At 57.6% G+C, this 19,391-nt stretch carries 20 protein-coding genes; all 20 read left to right on the top strand.

What is annotated here, in order from left to right; genetic code table 11:
* Positions 1–1,776: alanine--tRNA ligase (gene alaS / locus RT018_RS04875; RefSeq protein WP_312939793.1), on the top strand; the 1,776-nt coding region annotated here is incomplete at its 5' end.
* A gap of 1 nt (position 1,777) precedes the next feature.
* Positions 1,778–1,951, top strand: coding sequence for a DUF4250 domain-containing protein (locus tag RT018_RS04870; RefSeq protein WP_312939792.1), 174 nt, complete (start codon positions 1,778–1,780; stop codon positions 1,949–1,951).
* Positions 1,952–1,987: 36 nt separating this feature from the next.
* Entirely contained in the window at positions 1,988–2,326 is a 339-nt protein-coding gene (locus RT018_RS04865) for a histidine triad nucleotide-binding protein (RefSeq protein ID WP_312939791.1), read from the top strand.
* 275 nt (positions 2,327–2,601) lie between these two features.
* Positions 2,602–3,204, top strand: a complete 603-nt coding sequence (gene lepB, locus RT018_RS04860; protein ID WP_312939789.1) for a signal peptidase I — start codon at positions 2,602–2,604, stop codon at positions 3,202–3,204.
* A 64-nt stretch (positions 3,205–3,268) separates the two neighbouring features.
* Positions 3,269–4,105, top strand: a complete 837-nt coding sequence (gene ylqF / locus RT018_RS04855; RefSeq protein WP_397359755.1) for a ribosome biogenesis GTPase YlqF — start codon at positions 3,269–3,271, stop codon at positions 4,103–4,105.
* Complete coding sequence (locus RT018_RS04850) at positions 4,098–4,733, top strand: ribonuclease HII (RefSeq protein WP_312939787.1); 636 nt, start codon at positions 4,098–4,100, stop codon at positions 4,731–4,733. Before ylqF ends, RT018_RS04850 begins: the two co-directional genes overlap by 8 nt.
* Positions 4,730–5,083 (top strand): YraN family protein, encoded by a 354-nt coding sequence (locus RT018_RS04845; protein WP_312939786.1) that lies wholly within the window; start codon positions 4,730–4,732, stop codon positions 5,081–5,083. The genes RT018_RS04850 and RT018_RS04845 overlap by 4 nt, the downstream gene beginning before the upstream one ends.
* A gap of 57 nt (positions 5,084–5,140) precedes the next feature.
* Positions 5,141–6,628 (top strand): threonine synthase, encoded by a 1,488-nt coding sequence (thrC, locus tag RT018_RS04840; RefSeq protein ID WP_312939784.1) that lies wholly within the window; start codon positions 5,141–5,143, stop codon positions 6,626–6,628.
* Between the two features lie 70 nt (positions 6,629–6,698).
* A complete protein-coding gene (locus RT018_RS04835) occupies positions 6,699–7,388 on the top strand; it encodes a metallophosphoesterase (RefSeq protein WP_312939782.1) in 690 nt (229 codons plus the stop codon).
* Between the two features lie 85 nt (positions 7,389–7,473).
* On the top strand, positions 7,474–8,922 hold the full coding sequence (gene tig / locus RT018_RS04830; RefSeq protein WP_312939780.1) for a trigger factor: 1,449 nt from the start codon (positions 7,474–7,476) through the stop codon (positions 8,920–8,922).
* A 145-nt stretch (positions 8,923–9,067) separates the two neighbouring features.
* Positions 9,068–9,649 carry an ATP-dependent Clp protease proteolytic subunit gene (locus tag RT018_RS04825; RefSeq protein ID WP_312939778.1) on the top strand — a complete coding sequence of 194 codons (582 nt, stop codon included), beginning with the start codon at positions 9,068–9,070 and terminating at the stop codon, positions 9,647–9,649.
* Between the two features lie 37 nt (positions 9,650–9,686).
* Positions 9,687–11,006, top strand: coding sequence for an ATP-dependent Clp protease ATP-binding subunit ClpX (gene clpX / locus RT018_RS04820; RefSeq protein WP_312939777.1), 1,320 nt, complete (start codon positions 9,687–9,689; stop codon positions 11,004–11,006).
* Between the two features lie 73 nt (positions 11,007–11,079).
* Positions 11,080–13,509, top strand: coding sequence for an endopeptidase La (gene lon / locus RT018_RS04815; protein WP_312939774.1), 2,430 nt, complete (start codon positions 11,080–11,082; stop codon positions 13,507–13,509).
* 155 nt (positions 13,510–13,664) lie between these two features.
* Positions 13,665–14,246: a ribosome biogenesis GTP-binding protein YihA/YsxC gene (yihA, locus tag RT018_RS04810; protein WP_312939900.1), complete on the top strand. Its 582-nt coding sequence runs from the start codon at positions 13,665–13,667 to the stop codon at positions 14,244–14,246.
* 162 nt (positions 14,247–14,408) lie between these two features.
* A complete protein-coding gene (pyrH, locus tag RT018_RS04805; RefSeq protein WP_312939772.1) occupies positions 14,409–15,125 on the top strand; it encodes a UMP kinase in 717 nt (238 codons plus the stop codon).
* A gap of 5 nt (positions 15,126–15,130) precedes the next feature.
* On the top strand, positions 15,131–15,688 hold the full coding sequence (gene frr / locus RT018_RS04800; protein WP_312939771.1) for a ribosome recycling factor: 558 nt from the start codon (positions 15,131–15,133) through the stop codon (positions 15,686–15,688).
* Complete coding sequence (locus RT018_RS04795; RefSeq protein ID WP_312939899.1) at positions 15,688–16,440, top strand: isoprenyl transferase; 753 nt, start codon at positions 15,688–15,690, stop codon at positions 16,438–16,440. The genes frr and RT018_RS04795 overlap by 1 nt, the downstream gene beginning before the upstream one ends.
* A gap of 27 nt (positions 16,441–16,467) precedes the next feature.
* Entirely contained in the window at positions 16,468–17,346 is an 879-nt protein-coding gene (locus RT018_RS04790) for a phosphatidate cytidylyltransferase (RefSeq protein ID WP_312939769.1), read from the top strand.
* An 81-nt stretch (positions 17,347–17,427) separates the two neighbouring features.
* Positions 17,428–18,573, top strand: coding sequence for a 1-deoxy-D-xylulose-5-phosphate reductoisomerase (locus tag RT018_RS04785; protein ID WP_312939768.1), 1,146 nt, complete (start codon positions 17,428–17,430; stop codon positions 18,571–18,573).
* A 62-nt stretch (positions 18,574–18,635) separates the two neighbouring features.
* On the top strand, positions 18,636–19,391 hold a 756-nt coding region (locus tag RT018_RS04780), incomplete at its 3' end, for a site-2 protease family protein (protein ID WP_312939766.1).

Raw genomic sequence — 19,391 nt, 5'->3', positions numbered from 1 at the left:
GTGCTGCCCAGCAACGAGGGGCGGGGCTATGTGCTGCGCCGCCTGCTGCGCCGCGCTGCACGGCACGGAAAGCTGCTGGGGGTGGACGGGCCGTTCCTGTACAAGGTGGTGGCCACGGTGGCTGAGGTCAACAAAGTTGCCTATCCGGATGTGGCGGAGAAGGAAGCCTATATCACCAAGGTGGTGCGGACAGAGGAGGAGAACTTCCTCAAGACGCTGGACGCGGGTATGAAGATTTATACGGAGATGCTGGCGGCCCACAAAGAGGAGAACAAGTCCTTGTTTTCTGGCGCGGACGCATTTAAGCTTTACGACACCTATGGTTTCCCTCTGGACCTGACGGAGGAGATGCTGGAAGAAGAGGACATGCGGGTGGACGAGGCCGGATTCCACGAACTGATGGAGCAGCAGCGCGTCCGGGCCAGAAAGGCCAGAGAGGCGCTGGGCGACGTGGCCTGGGCGGGCATTGATCTTGGTCTTGACGCAACGCCCACTCGGTTCACCGGCTATGACCACAACACGGATTCCGGCACGGTGCTGGCCATCGTTGCGGAGGATGAGCTGCGGGACGCCATTGTCAAAGGTGCCGAGGGCGTTCTGGTGTTGGACAAAACCCCGTTTTATGCAGAAATGGGCGGACAGGTGACGGACCACGGCACCATTTTTCTGGATGGGGCGGTGTTCGCCGTCCACAGTGTGCAGAAGGACAAGGCGGGGAAATTCCTGCACCACGGCGTGATGGAGTCCGGCGAGCTGAAAAAGGGAGACACCGTCACCTCCACCATCGATGTGGAGCGCCGTCAAGCCGTCCGCCGCGCCCACAGCGCCACCCATCTGCTGGATGCGGCGCTGAAAAAGGTGCTGGGGGACCATGTGCATCAAGCTGGTTCTCTAGTGGAGCCGGACCGGCTGCGGTTTGACTTTACCCATTTTTCCGCCATTGCGGCGGAAGAACTGTCTAAAATCCAGCAACTGGTGAATGACGAAATTCTGGCGGGACTGAACGTCGAAACGCAGGAGCTTCCCGTGGAAGAAGCAAAGAAGCTGGGAGCCGTGGCCCTGTTCGGCGAGAAATACGGGAAGACTGTCCGCGTGGTTTCCATGGGAGAGGGCGAGGAGCTAGCCTCTATGGAGTTCTGCGGCGGTACGCATCTGGACAACACTGCCAAAGTTGGCTCCTTCCGCATTCGGTCCGAGGCGGGCATCGCTTCTGGTGTGCGCCGGATTGAGGCAACGGTGGGCAAGGCCTCGCTGGAGATTATGAACCGCAATCAGGAGATGCTGTTCCGGGCGGCGGAGTTGCTGAAAACCAGCCCCACGGACCTTGCGGATCGGGCGGAGCAGGTGATGCTGGAGATGCGGGAGCTGCGCCGCGAGGTCGAGCGGTTTCAGGCGCAGGCATCCCTTGGCGACGCGCAGCAGTTTTTGATGTCGGCCAAGGCCGTGGGCGGCCTGAAAGTTGTGACCCATAGCCGCCCCGGTACGGACGCCAACGCACTGCGCCAGATGGGCGATTTCCTGCGGGACAAGGAGCCGGGCGTGGTGGCGGTGCTGGCAAGCGCCGCGGAGGAGAAGATCACGTTCCTTGCCGTGTGCGGCAAGGAGGCCGTGGCAAAGGGGATCAAGGCGGGAGAGCTGGTGAAGATGGTGTCCGGTATCGCGGGCGGCTCCGGCGGCGGCAAGCCTGACTCCGCAATGGGCGGCGGTAAAGACTTGTTGAAGCTGGACGACGCGCTGGCTGCGGTGGACGACTTCGTGGCGGAAAGGCTGAAATAACATGCTGCCCAAAGACCCTGCCATATTGCTGAGCGTGGTGAATACCAAACTGCGGGATGAGTACGCGGATTTGGAGGACCTCTGCGCCGCAGAGGACGTGGACCGAATGGAACTGGTCAAGACGCTGGAAAAGCTGGGGTATCGCTATCACGCCCAGCATCGCCAGTTTATCTAAGAACAATTTGCCGCAAATAAAAAGGGAGGAACCATGATGTCGGATTGCTTATTCTGCAAAATCGTCGCCGGGGAGATACCTAGCGACAAGCTGTATGAGGACGAGGTGTGCTATGTCTTCAGTGACATTGCGCCCCAGGCCCCGTCCCATTTTCTAGTGATTCCGAAGACCCACATTGCTTCCGTGTCCCAAATTGACGGGAGCAACAGCGCGTTGGTTGCCCACGTTTTTGAGGTGATTGCAAAGATCACCGCCGAAAAGGACATCGAGAGCTACCGTGTGGTTTCCAACATTGGAGAGCAGGCTGGTCAGAGCGTGCCTCATCTGCACTTCCATGTGCTGGGTGGTCGGGACATGACCTGGCCTCCGGGCTGAGATAGCCGAAAATTCCGGGGCCGACTGTTGAGCTGGCTTGCGGCCTGAATGTGCGCAAAGGAACTGCCAATGGCGGTTCCTTTGCGCATTTTGCGGGAAAAATCCTGCCCTTCACACTTGTTCTTTGTAGTTAAATTTGATATACTAGATAAGTTAGGGCGGCGAGGAAGCTGCCTTTGCGCAGAGCGGCGGCCAAATGCCTGCCGCGCCGGAGAAAAGCGGTGGCGGGGCTTCCTGTCCGGTGCAGTGCCGGAATCTGCAGGACGAGGTATGAAATGACAAACGACATGACAGAATTGACGGCGACGACTTCGGATGCAATCCGGGGGCAGGGCCTGTACGAATGGGTGCGAGCGCTGGTGTCTTCCGTGCTTGCAGTGGTGCTGGTGTTTACCTTCGCCGTGCGGCTGATCGGAGTGGACGGACAGTCCATGCTGCCCACGCTTCAAGACGGGGACCGTCTGGCGGTTACCGTGGGCCTGCTGGCAGGAACGTACAGGGCCGGAGACATTGTGGTTTTGCGAAAACAGAGCTTTTTGAAGGAGCCCATTGTCAAGCGGATTATTGCCGTGGGTGGGCAGACGGTGGACATTGATTTTGACGAGGGAAGCGTACAGGTGGACGGAAAGGTTTTAAACGAACCGTACATTCGGGAACTGACCTTTCGCTGCGACGGAACGGAGTTTCCCTTGACGGTGCCAGAAGGCTCCGTATTTGTGATGGGGGACAACCGAAACCACTCCAACGACAGCCGGGATGTGCGGCTGGGTACGGTGGACGAGAGGTATATCATCGGCAGAGCCGCGCTGATTCTGTTTCCCGGAAAGGATTCGGAGACAGGGCAGCGGGATTATTCCCGCATCGGCCTGATCCGGTGAGGGCACAAGGAGGAAACACGTGGAAAACGGACAGAATTTAAATATACAGTGGTATCCCGGACACATGACCAAAACTCGGCGGATGATTGCCGACCAACTAAAAAACGTGGACGCGGTGTGCGAGCTGCTGGACGCCCGCATCCCTCTTTCCAGCCGAAATCCGGATGTAGACGGGCTGACGGCGGGAAAGCCCCGTCTGGTGGTCTTAAACCGGGCCGATCAGGCGGATCCCGCCAAAACGCGTCTGTGGGCCGCGTATTTCAGGGGAAAGGGCTATGCGGTGCTGGAGTGCAGCGCAAAAAGCGGAGATGGGGTGGAACGGTTTCCCACCGCCGTGCGGGCGCTGCTTGCGGACAAGCTGCGTGCCTATGCGGAAAAGGGGCAGGTGGGCCGGACCATGCGGGTGATGATTCTGGGGATTCCCAATGTGGGAAAGTCCACATTTATCAACCGGGTGGCAAAGCGGAAGACTGCCAAAACTGAGGACCGGCCCGGTGTCACCCGGACGAAGCAGTGGGTCCCCATTGATCAGGGGCTGGAACTGATGGACACGCCGGGAATTCTCTGGCCCAAGTTTGAGGATCAAAGCGTGGGGCTGAATCTGGCCTTTACTGGCGCGGTCCGAGACGAGGTGATCGACATTGAAACGCTGGCCTGCAACCTCATGCGCTATCTTGCGGCCCGGTATCCGGAACAGCTTTCCGAGCGGTATAAATTTCAGCCCCAGCCGGAGGCTTCCGGCTATGAACTGCTGGAGCAGGCCGGGCAGAAGCGGGGTTTTGTGATTCGAGGCGGAGAAATTGATACGGAACGGATGGCAAAAATCTTGCTGGACGAGTTCCGGGGTGGAAAGCTTGGACGTTTTACACTTGAAACGCCGGAGGAACTGGAAAATGACTGAGATGGAGCATCCTTGGAGCATTGAGGAGCAGTGCTTTGCCGCCGGGTATGAAACGGTGTGCGGCGCAGACGAGGCGGGCGCCGGCCCACTGGCGGGTCCGGTGTACGCGGCGGCGGTAATTTTGCCCCGAGGACTTGTCATAGAGGGATTGAACGATTCAAAGACGCTGACGGAAAAAAAACGGGAGACGTTGTTTGATCGCATCCGTGCCGAGGCGGAGGACTATTGCGTGGCCTGGGTGGAAGCTGGGGAAATTGACGCCATCGACATTCTTAACGCCCGGATGAAGGCGATGCAACTTGCCATTGACGGCCTGAAAAAGCGGCCCGATTTCGCCCTGATTGACGGGAACCGGGACCGTGGAAGCGTGTGTGCCATCACCACACCCCACGAAACCGTGGTGGGCGGAGACGGAAAAAGCGCGTCCATTGCGGCAGCGTCCATTTTGGCGAAAGTCAGCCGGGACCGATTTGTGACGGAGATGCTGGACAAGGAATATCCGAGCTATCAATTTGCAAAGCATAAGGGCTACGGCACCAAGCTGCATTATGCGATGCTGGATGCTTACGGTCCCTGCCCCGCCCATCGGCGGAGCTTTTTGAAGAAGTGGGAGAAGGGACGGTCATGACCACGAGAAGCGCCGGAAACCGGGGTGAGGCCGAAGTTGCGGGATACCTGCGCCGACGGGGTTATGGGCTGATTGCCAGCCAATGGCGCTGCCGGTTTGGTGAGATTGATTTAATTGCCCGAGACCCGGAGGGGCTGCTTTGCTTTGTGGAGGTGAAACTGCGGAGCAATTTGCAGGTGGGCCTTCCAAGGGAATATGTGACCGTGGCGAAGCAGGCGCGGCTTAGGTCCGCCGCTGCGCTGTACATGAGTGTGAAGGACTTGGACGAACCCGCCCGGTTTGACGTGGCGGAGGTTTACGATGAGAACGGCGCGCTCCGGGTGGAATACTTGGAAAACGCATTTGAATAAGGCTGCCGGGAGCGGAACGAAGAATACACGGCGGCGCGACAAGCAGGAGGAAGAGATATGAAGTATTTCAGCACGCGGGACACCGCGGTGACCCTGAGCGCGGCGCAAGCCGTGCAACAGGGTCTGAGCCGGGACGGTGGACTTTTGACCCCCATGGAATTTCCAACGCTTTCACAGAAAGAACTGGAAGTCCTGCTGCCCCTGAGCTATCCACGGCGGGCGGCGGCGGTGATGGGCCTGTACCTGACGGATTACAGCGCGAAGGAACTACTGGATTTTGCCGAGACGGCTTATGGTCCTGCTCGGTTTGACACTGCCGCCGTGGCTCCGGTGCGGACGCTGGACGAAGCCACCCACTGCTTGGAGCTGTGGCACGGGCCTACTTCTGCATTTAAAGATTTGGCACTTCAGATGCTGCCTCGGCTGCTGTCCGCTGCTTTGAAGAAGACGGGAGAGCGTCGGACGGCCTGCATCCTCGCGGCTACCTCTGGCGACACGGGTAAGGCCGCCATGGAGGGCTTTGCCGACGTGGAGCAGACAAAAATTTTGGTGTTTTACCCCAAGGACGGTGTTTCCGCCGTACAGGAGGCACAGATGCTTACTCAGCGGGGCGAGAACGTGGGTGTTTGCTCCGTGGTTGGGAATTTTGACGATGCGCAAAGCGGCGTGAAGCGTATTTTTTCCGACGAAGCTCTTCGGGAGGAACTGGACGGGCGGGGTTATTTCCTCTCCTCCGCCAACTCCATCAACTGGGGCCGGATTCTACCACAGGTGGTCTACTATATCTCTGCCTACTGTGATTTGGTGCGGGACGGGAAACTGAAAATGGGAGAGAACGTCAACTTCTGCGTGCCCACCGGAAACTTTGGCGACATCCTTGCGGGGTATTACGCGAAAAAGATGGGCCTGCCCGTTGGAAAGCTCCTCTGCGCGTCCAACAAAAACGATGTACTGACCGAGTTTTTGACCACCGGGACCTATGACCGCAACCGGAATTTTTACAACACCATCAGTCCCTCCATGGACATCCTGATTTCTTCCAATCTGGAGCGGCTGCTGTTTGACCTTTCCGGGCAGAACGGCGAGCAGGTGAAGGACTATATGGACCAGCTGGCTATGAGCGGCAGCTATCGGGTGAGCGACGGGATTTTGGAGCAAATTCACGAGTTGTTTTGGGCCGGGTCCTGTGGCGAGGCGGAAACCGCCGCCGCCATCGGGCGCTATTATCGGGAGCGAGACTATCTGCTGGACACCCATACCGCCGTGGCGGCGGACGTGCTGGAGCAATACCGCGCCAAAACCGGCGACACCTCCCCCGCGGTGTTTGTGTCCACCGCGTCCCCCTTCAAATTCTGCGACAGTGTACTTTCCGCCATCGGCGAGACGGCGGAGGGCACAGGCGCGGAGCTGATCGACCGGCTGCAATATGTCACCGGGCGGCCCGCCCCATGGCGGCTGGCGGCTCTGCGCGAGAAAGAGAACCGGTTTGACCTATGCCGTAAAAAAGAGGACATGCCCCAGACGGTGCGGGAATTTCTCAGATAATCCCGGAAGGTTCGGCGCGGGACCGGCGGGGCTTTACAGCCCGCGAAAAATCAAGAAAAGGAGGGCGTGAATGGCCCTGTATGCGATTGGCGACCTGCATCTTTCCCTGACGGCAAACAAGTCTATGGAGGTCTTCGGGGAGGCGTGGAAGGACTACGTAAACCGAATTGCCGCGTCCCTTTCCGTGCTGACGGAAGAGGATACGCTGATTCTGGACGGCGACACCTCCTGGGGCATGAGCATGGAGGAGGCGGAGGCAGACTTCCGTTTTTTGGAGCAGTTTCCCCCAAAAAAGCTGCTGGTGAAGGGAAACCACGACTACTGGTGGACCACGGTGAACAAGATGAGCGGCTTTTTCGCGGAGAAGGGGCTGACCAGCTTTTCGTTCCTCCACAATAACTGCCATTTTTACGGGGAGTACGCCCTGTGCGGCACCCGTGGCTGGTTTCAGGAGGAACACCAGAAGCCCCCGGACGCAAAGGTTTTGAACCGGGAGATCATGCGGCTGGAAACCTCTCTCCGGGCGGCGGGGGAGAGGCCGATTCTGTGCTTTCTCCACTATCCACCGCTGTACAAGGGCTATCAGTGCCCCGAGATTCTGGCGCTTCTGGAAAAATACCACGTGAAGGCCTGCTACTACGGGCATCTTCACGGGCCGGTCATCCGCCGCCGTTTTGAGGGTGAACAGGCCGGAACCGCCTTTTCCCTCATCTCTGCGGACTATTTGGAGTTCGTTCCAAAAAAAATTATCGAATCCTGAAAAAAGTGTGGATTTTTCCGCATTTGTCTGATATTATAGGGAACTGTACCGGCTTGCACCGGTCATGAACGGAGGAGTAAACAATATGAACGTGAAAAACTGCGAAAAACAAGAAAAAAGTACCGTCGCCCTGACTGTGGAGGTCAGCGCGGAGGAATTTGAGGCTGCTCTCGTAAAGGCATATCAGAAGATGCGCAAACAGATCAATGTGCCGGGCTTCCGTCCCGGTAAGGCTCCCCGCAAGATTATCGAGGGGATGTACGGCGCAGAGGTGTTTTTCGAGGAAGCGGTCAATATCGCCATGCCCGACGCCTACGAGGCCGCCGTGGCGGAGCAGAAGCTGGAAGTTGTGGGTTATCCTCAGGTGGATTTGGAGGGCCAGCTCACCAAGGAAGGCTTTACCTTCAAGGCCGTGGTTCCCGTCTATCCCGAGGTAAAACTTGGCCAGTATAAGGGCTTGGAAGCTCCCAAATCTGCAGTGAAGGTCAGCGCCGCCGATGTGGACGAGCGTCTGAAGGAAATGGCCGACCGCAACACCCGGCTGGTGTCTGTGGATCGGGAAGCGAAAAACGGCGATGTGACCGTCATCGATTTCGAGGGCTTCCTGGATGGCAAGCCCTTTGACGGGGGCAAGGGTGAGAGCCACAGCTTGGAGCTTGGCTCCGGCAGCTTCATCCCTGGCTTTGAGGAGCAGGTGGTCGGCATGAAGGCCGGCGAGGAGAAGGATCTGGACGTGACCTTCCCCGAGGACTACACGCCTGAGCTTGCCGGCAAGGCCGTGGTGTTCAAGGTGAAGCTCCACGAGGTGAAGGAGAAGGACGTTCCCGCCATGGATGACGAGTTCGCCAAGGACGTGAGCGAGTTTGACACACTGAAGGACCTGAAGGCGGACATCGAGAAGAAGATTGCCGACGAGCGTGAGCAGGTGGCAAAGCAGGCATTTGAGGACGCGCTGATGCAGAAGGCGGCGGAGAACATCACTGCCGACGTGCCCGATGCGCTGGTGGAATCGCAGGCCCGCCGCTTTGTGGACAATTTCAAGAATCAGATTCAGCAGCAGGGGATTCCCTATGAGCAGTATATGCAGATGACCGGCATCACTGAGGCGAAGTTGCTGGAAGACGCCATGGAGCCTGCCCTTCGGCAGGTCCGCATGGATCTGGCTTTGGCGGCCATCATCAAGGAGGAAAAGATCGAGATTTCCGACGAAGATGTGGAAGCCGAGTATAATACCATGGCCGGACAGTACGGCATCGACTTGGAGAACATTAAGAAGTACCTGCCCGCCGAGCAGATCAAGGATCAGCTCAGCAGCCGCAAGGCCGTCGAGCTGGTGCGGGACAGCGCCACCGCCGTGGAACCCAAGGCCGCGGAGGAAGAAGAGAAGCCCGCCAAGAAACCCGCCGCCAAGAAGACAGCCAAAGCCGCCGAGGGCGAGGAGAAGCCCGCCAAGAAGGCTGCCAAGGCTGCCGACGGTGAGGAGAAGCCTGCCAAGAAGCCCGCTGCCAAGAAGGCCGCCAAGAAAGCAGAGTAATCATCCGGAAAACCGTTTACTTTTTACAGATTCGACACATTCTCTCATGGTACTTGTGGTATCATGGGAGAATGTTTCTAGACGGACCAACCCCGGCAAGTGGCCGAGGACTCCGCAGACCAGTATCAAAGTGGAGGTTATACCAATGAGCTTAGTACCTTACGTAGTGGAACAAACCAACCGTGGCGAGCGGTCCTACGATATCTTTTCCCGCCTGCTGAACGACCGCATCGTCTTTTTGGGCGAAGAGGGCAACGCCACTACCGCCAGTCTGGTTGTGGCCCAGCTTCTGTATCTGGAGGCCCAGGACCCCGACAAGGATATCCAGCTCTATATCAACAGCCCCGGCGGCTCCGTCACCGACGGAATGGCTATTTACGATACCATGCAGTACGTCAAGTGCGACGTGTCCACTGTGTGCGTGGGCATGTGCGCATCTATGGGTGCATTTTTGCTGTCTTCCGGCGCTAAGGGCAAGCGGATTGCTCTGCCCAATGCCGAAATTATGATTCACCAACCCTCCGCTGGGACGCAGGGCCAGATTACCGACATGGCCATCCATCTCAAGCGGCTGGAAATTATCAAAAAGCGCATGAACATCATTCTTGCGGACAACACTGGAAGGTCCGTGGAGGAAGTTACCACCGCGTGCGAACGGGACAATTTCATGTCCGCCGAAGAGGCCAAGGATTTTGGCCTGATCGACAAAATTATCACCAATCACTGATTGCGCCTTTCCGAAAAGGCAGAACTGAGGTAATACCATGCCGAACGACGATAAAAGAACTCTTCGCTGCTCCTTTTGCGGCAAGCACGAGCAGCAGGTTCACCGGATGATTCAGGGACCGGGTGTGCGTATCTGCGACGAATGCGTCCAGCTATGCATGAGTATTTTGAATGATGGGTTCGAGGACACCGGCGCCTCCGGTCTGGAGGAAATTCCTGACAAGCTGCCCACGCCTCAGGAAATCAAGGGCGTGCTGGATCAGTATGTGATCGGGCAGGATGAAGCGAAGGTCGCTCTGTCTGTGGCGGTGTATAACCATTATAAAAGGATCTATTTCGGCGGCGACGAGGAAGTGGAGCTGCAAAAGAGCAACATCCTCATGCTGGGGCCCACCGGCTCCGGCAAGACGCTGTTTGCCCAGACGCTGGCCCGCATCCTGAAGGTTCCCTTTGCCATCGCGGACGCAACCACGCTCACCGAGGCGGGTTATGTGGGTGACGATGTGGAGAACATTCTCCTGCGGCTTTTACAGGCCGCCGACTTTGATGTGGAGCGGGCCGAGCGAGGCATTATCTACGTGGATGAGATTGACAAAATCGCCCGCAAGAGCGAAAATGTCTCCATCACGCGGGATGTGTCCGGCGAGGGCGTGCAGCAGGCTTTGCTGAAGATCGTGGAGGGTACCGTAGCCAACGTTCCCCCTCAGGGCGGACGCAAGCACCCGCACCAGGAGTTTATTCAGGTGAACACCAAGAACATCCTGTTTATCTGCGGCGGCGCATTCGACGGACTGGACAAAATCATCGAGCAGCGGCTGGATCAGAAGAGCATCGGCTTCGGCGCGAAGATTGAGGGAAAAAAGGAGCGGAACCTGAGCCGGATTCTGGCCGGAGTTCAGCCCCATGATATTTTGAAATACGGCCTGATTCCCGAGTTGGTAGGTCGTCTTCCCGTGATTGCCACGCTGAACGCACTGAGCCGCGAGGATCTGGTACGGATTCTCATGGAGCCGAAAAATGCTCTGGTCAAGCAGTATAAAAAACTGCTGGGTTACGACAATGTGGAGCTGATTTTTGATCAGGAGGCGCTGGAGGCCGTGGCCGACAAGGCCATCGAGCGGAACATCGGTGCGCGGGGTCTGCGGGCGGTAATGGAGTCGATGCTGACGCAGATTATGTATGACATCCCCTCCGACCCCACCATTGAAACCGTGAGAATTACCAAGGCTTGCGTGGAGGGGACGGAGCAGCCAGCGCTGGTACACGATAAGCGGCGCGCAAACCACCCGGTGAAGCTGAACAACGGCAAAACCGAAAAGGCGGAGCTGCCCGGAAGTACACCGGCCTCCGCATCCTGAGCAGCCGCAAGCCTGACATAGAAAGGGGGACGCGAGCGCGTCTCCCTTTCTTCAATAAGAAAGGAACCTGGCCATGGAGCTGACAACCTGGAACATTCCCGTTCTGGCCCTGCGGGGCCTGACGGTTTTCCCACATATGAACATCACCTTTGATGTGGAGCGGCCCATCTCCATTGCGGCCCTGAGCCGAGCCATGGAGACGGATCAGGAAATTTTTTTGGTGACGCAAAAGGAAATCGGAACGGCGGTGCCGGGAGAGAAGGACCTCTACCGGGTGGGCACCGTGTCCCACATTTCTCAGGTTCTGCGCGTGTCCGAGGGGAGCGTGCGGGTGATGGTGGAAGGCGGCCGCAGAGCGCGGATGAAGCGCCTGTGGCAGTCCGAGCCATTTTTGCAGGCCAACGTGGAGGCCATGCCCGAACAGAAAGAATCCGAGGCGTTTTTAAGTAGCCCTCGGACGGAAGCCCTTCTGCGCCAGACCACGGTGCTATTTGAGGAATACGCGGGGCGGGTTTCCAATCTGCCGGACGGCGTGAAGGCACAGGTACTGGAAAGCCGGGATCCGGGATATCTTGCGGATTTTCTGGCCCAAAACGTCCAACTGCGGGCGGAGGAGCGACAGAGCATTCTGGAGGAGACTTCTGCCTACGTCCGCCTGCGAAAGCTCAACGAGTTTTTGGCGCGGGAAAACGACGTGCTGGCATTTGAGGGCGAAATGGAGAGCAAGGTCCGCTCTCAGCTTGCCAGGTCCCAGCGGGAACAGATTCTGCGCGCACAGATTCGGGTGATGCAGAGCGAGCTGGGCGAGAGCGAGGACGGGGACGAGGAGCTGGACGAATACCGTATGCGTATTCTTCGGCTGGACCTACCGGAGGACACAGAGGCCCACCTGATGAAAGAGGTGGATAAACTGGGCAAGCAACCCTATTCCAGCGCCGAGAGCGCGGTGATCCGAAACTATCTGGACGTGTGTCTGGAAATGCCGTGGAACACCGTGACCCGTGAGCGGCTGAATGTGGAAGTTGCAAGAAAAATTCTGGATAAAGACCACTTTGGCCTTGAAAAGGTAAAGCAGCGGATTGTGGAGACAATTGCCGTGCGCCAAATGAATCCGGAGGGAAAGGGGCAGATTCTCTGCCTTGTCGGACCTCCCGGCGTTGGCAAAACCTCCATTGCCGTCAGCGTTGCCAAGGCGCTGAACCGGAAGCTTGCCCGGCTGAGCTTGGGCGGTGTTCGGGACGAGGCGGACATACGTGGCCACCGGAAAACCTACATCGGCTCCATGCCGGGACGGATTATTGAGGCAATCAGCCGCAGCAAATCGATGAACCCGTTGCTGCTGTTGGACGAAATCGACAAGCTGGGGAGCGACTTCCGTGGCGACCCGGCTGCTGCGTTGCTGGAGGTGCTGGATTCAGAGCAGAACCACTCCTTCCGGGACCACTTTATGGAGATTCCGGTGGATTTGAGCAAGGTTATGTTTATCACTACCGCCAACACCACCGATACCATCCCCCGTCCCCTGCTTGACCGGATGGAGATGATTCAACTGGGCAGCTATACCGATGAGGAAAAGCTGCAAATTGCCAAAAATCACTTAATTCCCAAACAGATGAAAGAGCATGGGCTGAAAAAATCCCAGCTCAAGATTGACGATGGGGCCATCCGTGCCCTGATTCGGGATTATACAAGAGAGTCCGGCGTGCGTATTTTGGAGCGGCGGATTGCAGCCCTGTGCCGCAAGGCAGATTTGAAGCTGATCACCGGCGAGACAAAACGTGTTGCCGTGGTGGATTCGGATTTGCATGGATTGCTGGATATGTCCCCCTATCCCCCTGCCCTCTACTCGGAGCGGGAGGAAGTCGGCGTGGTCAACGGGCTTGCCTGGACCGAGGTTGGCGGTGAAATTCTAGAGGTGGAGGCCAACGTGATGGACGGCACCGGAAAGCTGGAGTTGACCGGAAATCTAGGCGACGTGATGAAGGAATCCGTTCAGGCGGCGCTGAGCTATCTGCGCAGTCGGGCCACAGTCTATGACATTGACCCGGAGTTTTATAAAAACAAGGACATTCACGTTCATTTTCCGGAGGGCGCCGTTCCCAAGGACGGACCCTCCGCAGGGATCGCGGTGGCCACAGCACTGTGCTCCGCCCTTACCGGGCGGAAGGTCCGGGCGGGCATCGCTATGACCGGAGAAGTCACTCTGCGGGGCAGAGTGCTGGCAATTGGTGGGCTGAAGGAAAAAACTATGGCGGCCCTGCGTAGCGGCGTGAAAACGGTTCTGATCCCGGCGGATAACGTGCGGGATTTGGAACAGATTGACCAAACTGTCCGCGCTGCGCTGAAATTTATCCCCGTGGGCAATGTGGATGAGGTCCTGAGTCGGGCGCTGTGCCCCGCGTTGATCAAAAGCAAGGCGGAAAAGACGGTGGAGCCGGAGCAGACCGTGGTGGCCGCCTTTGCCCCAGTGCGGGAGACGGGCGGAGATGCGCTGCGGCAATAAGAATGTGTCCGGACGAGCCGCGTATGCGGCTTCAGTGCGGCGGGCAGTAGAGCCGCGCGTGATAGGGACCGGTGAAAAGCCGCCGGTCCCGCTCTGCGCTTCGCCGCAGAGCCAATTTAAAATAAAAGCAAGGAAGTGATTTCCCGGTGAATTTTATGAAAGCAGATTTTGTCCGCTCGGCAGCGGACCCTAAGGATTTCCTGCGGGACGGACTGCCTCAGATGGCCTTTGCGGGCCGGTCCAATGTGGGCAAGTCCTCGGTAATCAACCGTTTGGTGGGGCGGAGGAACCTAGCCTATGTGGGCGCGACGCCGGGGAAGACCAGCCAGATTAACTATTTTAAGCTTGACGGCAAAGCATGGCTTGTGGATCTGCCGGGATATGGCTATGCAAAGGTGAGCCGCACGGAAAAAGAGCGGTGGGGCCGCCTGATGGAGCGATATTTTCAAGACGAGGGCGACATTCTCACTGTGGGCGTTCTGATTGTGGATGCCCGCCACAAACCCACTGCGGACGATATGATCATGCATAACTGGTTCCGGGAGAGCGGCTGCCCTGAAATCGTGGTGGCCAACAAGCTGGACAAGCTGAAGGCCCGCGAGGTAGAGGAGAATCTGGCCCTTATCCGCCAGACGCTGGAAATGGTGGATGATGAACCTCTGGTGCCCTTTTCTGCAGAAAAAGGAACGGGACGGGAGCAGCTCATTGGTCTTTTGGAAGCGGTTTGTTCAAACTGAAATGACGGCTGCGTCGGGCTGCCTCCGGGAAAAAACCGTGGCAGCGGCACAGGGGGCGGCAGTCTCCTGTGCTTTTTCTTGAAAAAACTTGCTTTTCCCCTTTCCAAAGGCTGTGAAATTTGATAGAATAACGCTATCTGAAATACAACGGAGGTTTGCGAGATGGCAAAACCTGTATACAAGCGCGTCCTGCTGAAAATTAGCGGAGAGGCGCTGGCTGGGGATAAGCACACGGGACTTGATTTTGAAGTGATCGGCAGAGTGTGTGATGTGATTGGGCGGTGCATCGCCATGGGCGTTCAGGTGGGCGTCGTAGTGGGTGGCGGCAACTTTTGGCGCGGCGTGAAAGACGGCGGCGGAAAGCTGGAGCGCACCCGGGCCGACCACATGGGTATGCTGGCAACGGTTTTAAACTGCCTTGCGGTGGCTGACGTGATGGAGCAGCGGGACGTGGAAGTTCGGGTACAGACCGCCGTGGAGATGCGGTCGTTTGCCGAGCCGTACATCCGCTCCAAGGCCATCCGGCACCTTGAAAAGGGCCGCGTGGTAATTTTCGGCTGTGGCACCGGAAACCCCTATTTCTCAACAGACACCGCCGCTGTTTTGCGGGCGGCTGAAATTGGGGCGGATGTGATTCTGCTTGCCAAGAATGTGGATGGCGTGTATTCCGCCGACCCGGTGAAGGACCCCTCCGCAGTGAAATACGATTCAATTACCTATGACGACGTGCTGGCCCAGCATCTGACGGTGATGGATTCCACGGCCACGTCTTTGTCCATGGACAATCACATTCCCGTGCTGTTGTTTGCCCTGAAGGACCCTGAAAATATTATCCGCGCCGTGTGCGGGGAAAAAATCGGAACGATCGTGAAGGAGTGACCGTTATGCAAAAAGAGGAATACAAGATTTACGAGGACAAGATGAAAAAAAGCGTCGAGTCCGTGGCAGCAGATTTTGCCGCCGTGCGTGCCGGCCGGGCCAATGCCGCCGTGCTTGACCGCATCACCGTGGACTATTACGGGACGCCCACGCCTATTCAACAGATTGCCTCCATCGCTTCGCCAGATCCCCGGTCTCTGGTGATCCAGCCCTGGGACGCAACGGCTCTGAAGTCCATTGAAAAAGCCATCCAGAATTCGGATTTGGGCATCAACCCCCAAAACGACGGAAAAAGTCTGCGTCTGAACTTCCCTCAGTTGACGGAGGAGCGGCGCAAGGAGCTGGTAAAGCAGATTCACAAATATGCGGAGAGCGGCAAGGTGGCTGTCCGCAACATCCGCCGGGACGCCATGGAAACATTTAAAAAGTTAGAAAAGGCGACAGAAATCACCGAGGATGATTTGAAGCAGGCGGAGAAGGACCTTCAGAAAATGACGGACGATAGCTGCAAAAAGCTGGATGAAATGCTTGCTGCCAAGGAAAAGGAATTGATGGCAATTTGATGATCAACGAAATTTCAGGCAAGCAGGCGGGGCAGGTGGACAAAAGCCGCCTGCCCCGCCACATTGCCATTATTATGGACGGCAATGGCCGCTGGGCGAAAAAGCGGGGCTTGCCCCGCACAGCCGGCCACAAGACGGGAGCGGAAACTTTTCGGAAAGTCGCTACCTACTGCAAGAATCTGGGCGTTGAGTATTTGACGGTTTACGCCTTTTCCACCGAGAACTGGAAGCGGTCTGAGACCGAAGTGGGTGCCATCATGGCGCTTTTAAAGAGGTATCTTCTGGAAGCCATCGACTCCATGGAACGGGACAGCATCCGGCTGAAATTTTTCGGTGATATGACTTCCATCCCCTCTGAGCTGCGGGCTTTGGCCCGAGAGACAGATGAAATTACGGAGCATCTGGGGCGGGACGCCTTTCAGGCCAACATCTGCCTGAATTACGGCGGACGGGACGAGCTTCTGCGAGCGGCGCGGCGCTTTGCCGCCGACTGTGCCGCCGGGCTGGAAAAGCCCGAGGAGCTGGACGAGGCCATGTTTTCCGGATATTTGGACAGTGCGGGCATTCCAGATCCGGAGTTGATTATCCGTCCCAGCGGCGAGCTGCGGCTGAGCAATTTTCTGCTTTGGCAGTGCGCCTATTCTGAGTTTTATTACACGGATACCCTCTGGCCGGACTTTGACGAGGCGGAGATTGACCGGGCCGTTGCGGCCTATCAGAAACGGGACCGCCGGTTCGGCGGCGTGAAGTGAGCTGCTTCACAGATAAGGATTGATGGTATGTTCAAACGGGTGATGGTGGCGGTACTCGGTATTCCGGCTCTGATTTTCGTTTTGGGCTTTGCGCCCCCTGCGGCCACTGTGGCGCTGAGCATGGCTCTTTGCGGTGTGGGTGCATGGGAATTGGCCCGCGCCGTGCTGAAAAAGGGCGGAGTAAAGCTCCAGCGGCTGACGGTTTTGGTGGCAACGGTGATGCCGGTGGTTCTCTATGAGGAATTCGGCGCGGGCGGGGACGGAAAAGCAAAGTTGGAGATTCTTGCAGACATTCCGCGGATTGCTGTGCTGGAGAACCTACCGCTGACGGCAACGCTGGCGCTGGCGTTTGTGCTGCTGGCATTTCTTGGCGCGATTCTGGACTTTACAGAAGAGGAACGGATCACGTTTTCAGATGTAACCGCCGCCATTTTTTCAGGACTGGTGTTTCCGCTGATGCTCTCCTGTTTGCTGCTGCTGCGGCTGGAGGAGGCGGGGCGGCTTCTTGTGTTTATCCCTTTGGGAATTTCTTTTGGAAGCGACACCTTCGCGCTGTTTGCAGGGATGCTGTGCGGCAGGAATAAACTGACTCCCGTCAGCCCTAAGAAAACAGTGGAAGGGGCCGTGGGCGGTTTGCTTGGCGGCGTTGTGGGTCTGGCGTTGGTCAACTGCGCCGGGCTGTGGCTGCTGGATACGGCGATTTTGCCCTGGTGGCAGGTGCTGGCGGTGGGGCTTCTGGGCAGCGGAGCGGGCCAAATTGGCGATTTGAGTTTTTCCGTGATTAAGCGGGAATTCGGCGTCAAAGATTACGGAAAGTTGCTGCCGGGACACGGCGGCGTGCTGGACCGGTTTGACAGCGTGACGTTTGTGGCGCCGCTTGTCTGGCTGGCTCTGGGCGTTCTGTAAAAAGTGGCGGCGCGTCCGCGCCTGCATAATGAAAGAGAAGAGTCCATTACCTATGGGGTATGGACGCAAGGCGGTGACGGTATGACAAAGACAATTTCACTGTTGGGCTCCACCGGCTCCATCGGGCGGCAGACGCTGGATGTGGCGGGGCAACTGAACCTGAGCGTGGTGGCGCTGGCCGCCCGGGGGGGAAATTTGGAGCTTTTGGAGCGGCAGACGCGGCAGTTTCTGCCGCGTCTTGTGGCGTTGTACGACTCTGCGGCCGCGGAGGAATTCCGCAGCCGAGTCGGGGATTTGAACATAACAATTGTCTCCGGGCCAGAGGGGCTTTTAGAGGCGGCGACAATTGATGGCGCGGACACGGTGGTGGCCGCCGTGGTGGGCATGGTGGGACTTGGGCCTACGCTGGCTGCCATTGAACAGGGAAAGCGCATTGCGCTGGCCAATAAAGAAACATTGGTATGCGCTGGAGAGCTGGTGATGGACGCGGCGGATCGGTACGGGGCGGAAATCGTCCCGGTGGACTCGGAACACTCCGCCATTTTTCAGTGCCTACGGGGCTGCGAGGACCGGCGGGAGGTGAAGCGTCTGTTGCTGACCTGCTCCGGAGGTCCGTTTTACGAAAAAAGCTTTGCGGAGCTTGAGGGCATGACGAAGCAGGATGCTTTGCGGCATCCGAATTGGAAGATGGGGCCCAAAATTACTGTGGACTGCGCAACGCTGATGAACAAAGGCTTGGAGGTCATTGAGGCAATGCGCCTTTACCGTTTGCCCCTTGGACAGGTGGATGTGCTGATTCACCGGCAGAGCATTGTTCACTCTCTGGTGGAGTATCGGGACGGGGCGGTATTGGCTCAGTTGGGGACGGCCGATATGCGTCTTCCCATCCGCTATGCGTTTACTTATCCCCGGCGGGGGGAAAATCCCGCGGAACCGCTGGACCTTTTGTCCAGCCCACCGTTGACTTTTGCCGCGCCGGATCGGGAGGCATTTCCCTGCTTCGCGCTGGCAGAGGCCGCCGCGGAAACGGGAGGCACCGCTTGCGCCGTTTTAAATGGAGCCAATGAAGCGGCAGTGAGCCTGTTTTTGCAGGAGAAAATCGGCTTTAACGACATTCCTCGGCTGGTGAAAAAAGCGAGAGAGGTCGTCCCGGTGGTATATCATCCCACTCTTTCGGATATTCTGAAAGCGGATACTGACGCACGGCGGGCAGTTTTTCCACAGTGAAGACCCCCGGAGATGGGTAACGCCGCGGACGCGGCATCGGAACAGTTTAGTTAGGAGTTTTTATGACAATTGTCTACATTCTCGCGGCGATTCTCATGTTTGGCGTGCTTATCGCGCTTCACGAACTGGGGCACTTTTTGGCTGCCAAGGCCTGCGGTGTGCAGGTCAACGAGTTTTCGATCGGCATGGGTCCGGCCTTGTTCAAAAGACAGCGGGGAGAGACGCAGTATTCCCTCCGCATTCTCCCTGTGGGCGGATATTGCGCCATGGAAGGGGAGGACGAGGATTCAGAGAATCCCCGGGCCATCAGCCATCAGGGATATTGGAAACAATTTTTCATTTTTGTGGCGGGGTCTCTCTCCAATTTCCTGACGGGCTTTTTGATTCTTTTGATTCTCTATTCTGGAGCCGAGGCGTTTTATATACCGACCGTCGCCGGGGTGGCACCGGAGTTCACCACCGCCGAAGCGGAGACGCTGCAAGCGGGCGACCAGCTTTGGGCCATCAACGGCGAGCGGATTTATGTCAGCGGTGACGTTCCCCTTTTAATGCAGGTGAACGCCGGGAAAGAGAAATTGGCCGTGACGGTTCTGCGGGACGGGGAAAAGGTGTCCCTCACGGGGATTCCTCTGCAAACCTGCACCGGCCAGGATGGCAAACCCTATCAGGGCTACGGCTTTTTCTACGGCAACGAGACCGTGCCCGCCACGGCGCTGGGCAAGGTGAAAATCGCGTGGTACAACACAGTTGATTTCGTGCGGACCGTGCGCATCAGCCTTCAGATGCTGGCGCGGGGAGATGCGGGACTCAAAGACATG

This window comes from Oscillibacter sp. (assembly GCF_032060045.1).
Lineage (GTDB): Bacteria > Bacillota > Clostridia > Oscillospirales > Oscillospiraceae > Oscillibacter.
The sequence above is the reverse complement of the archived record's forward strand: the minus strand, read 5'-3'. Positions and strand labels throughout refer to the sequence as shown.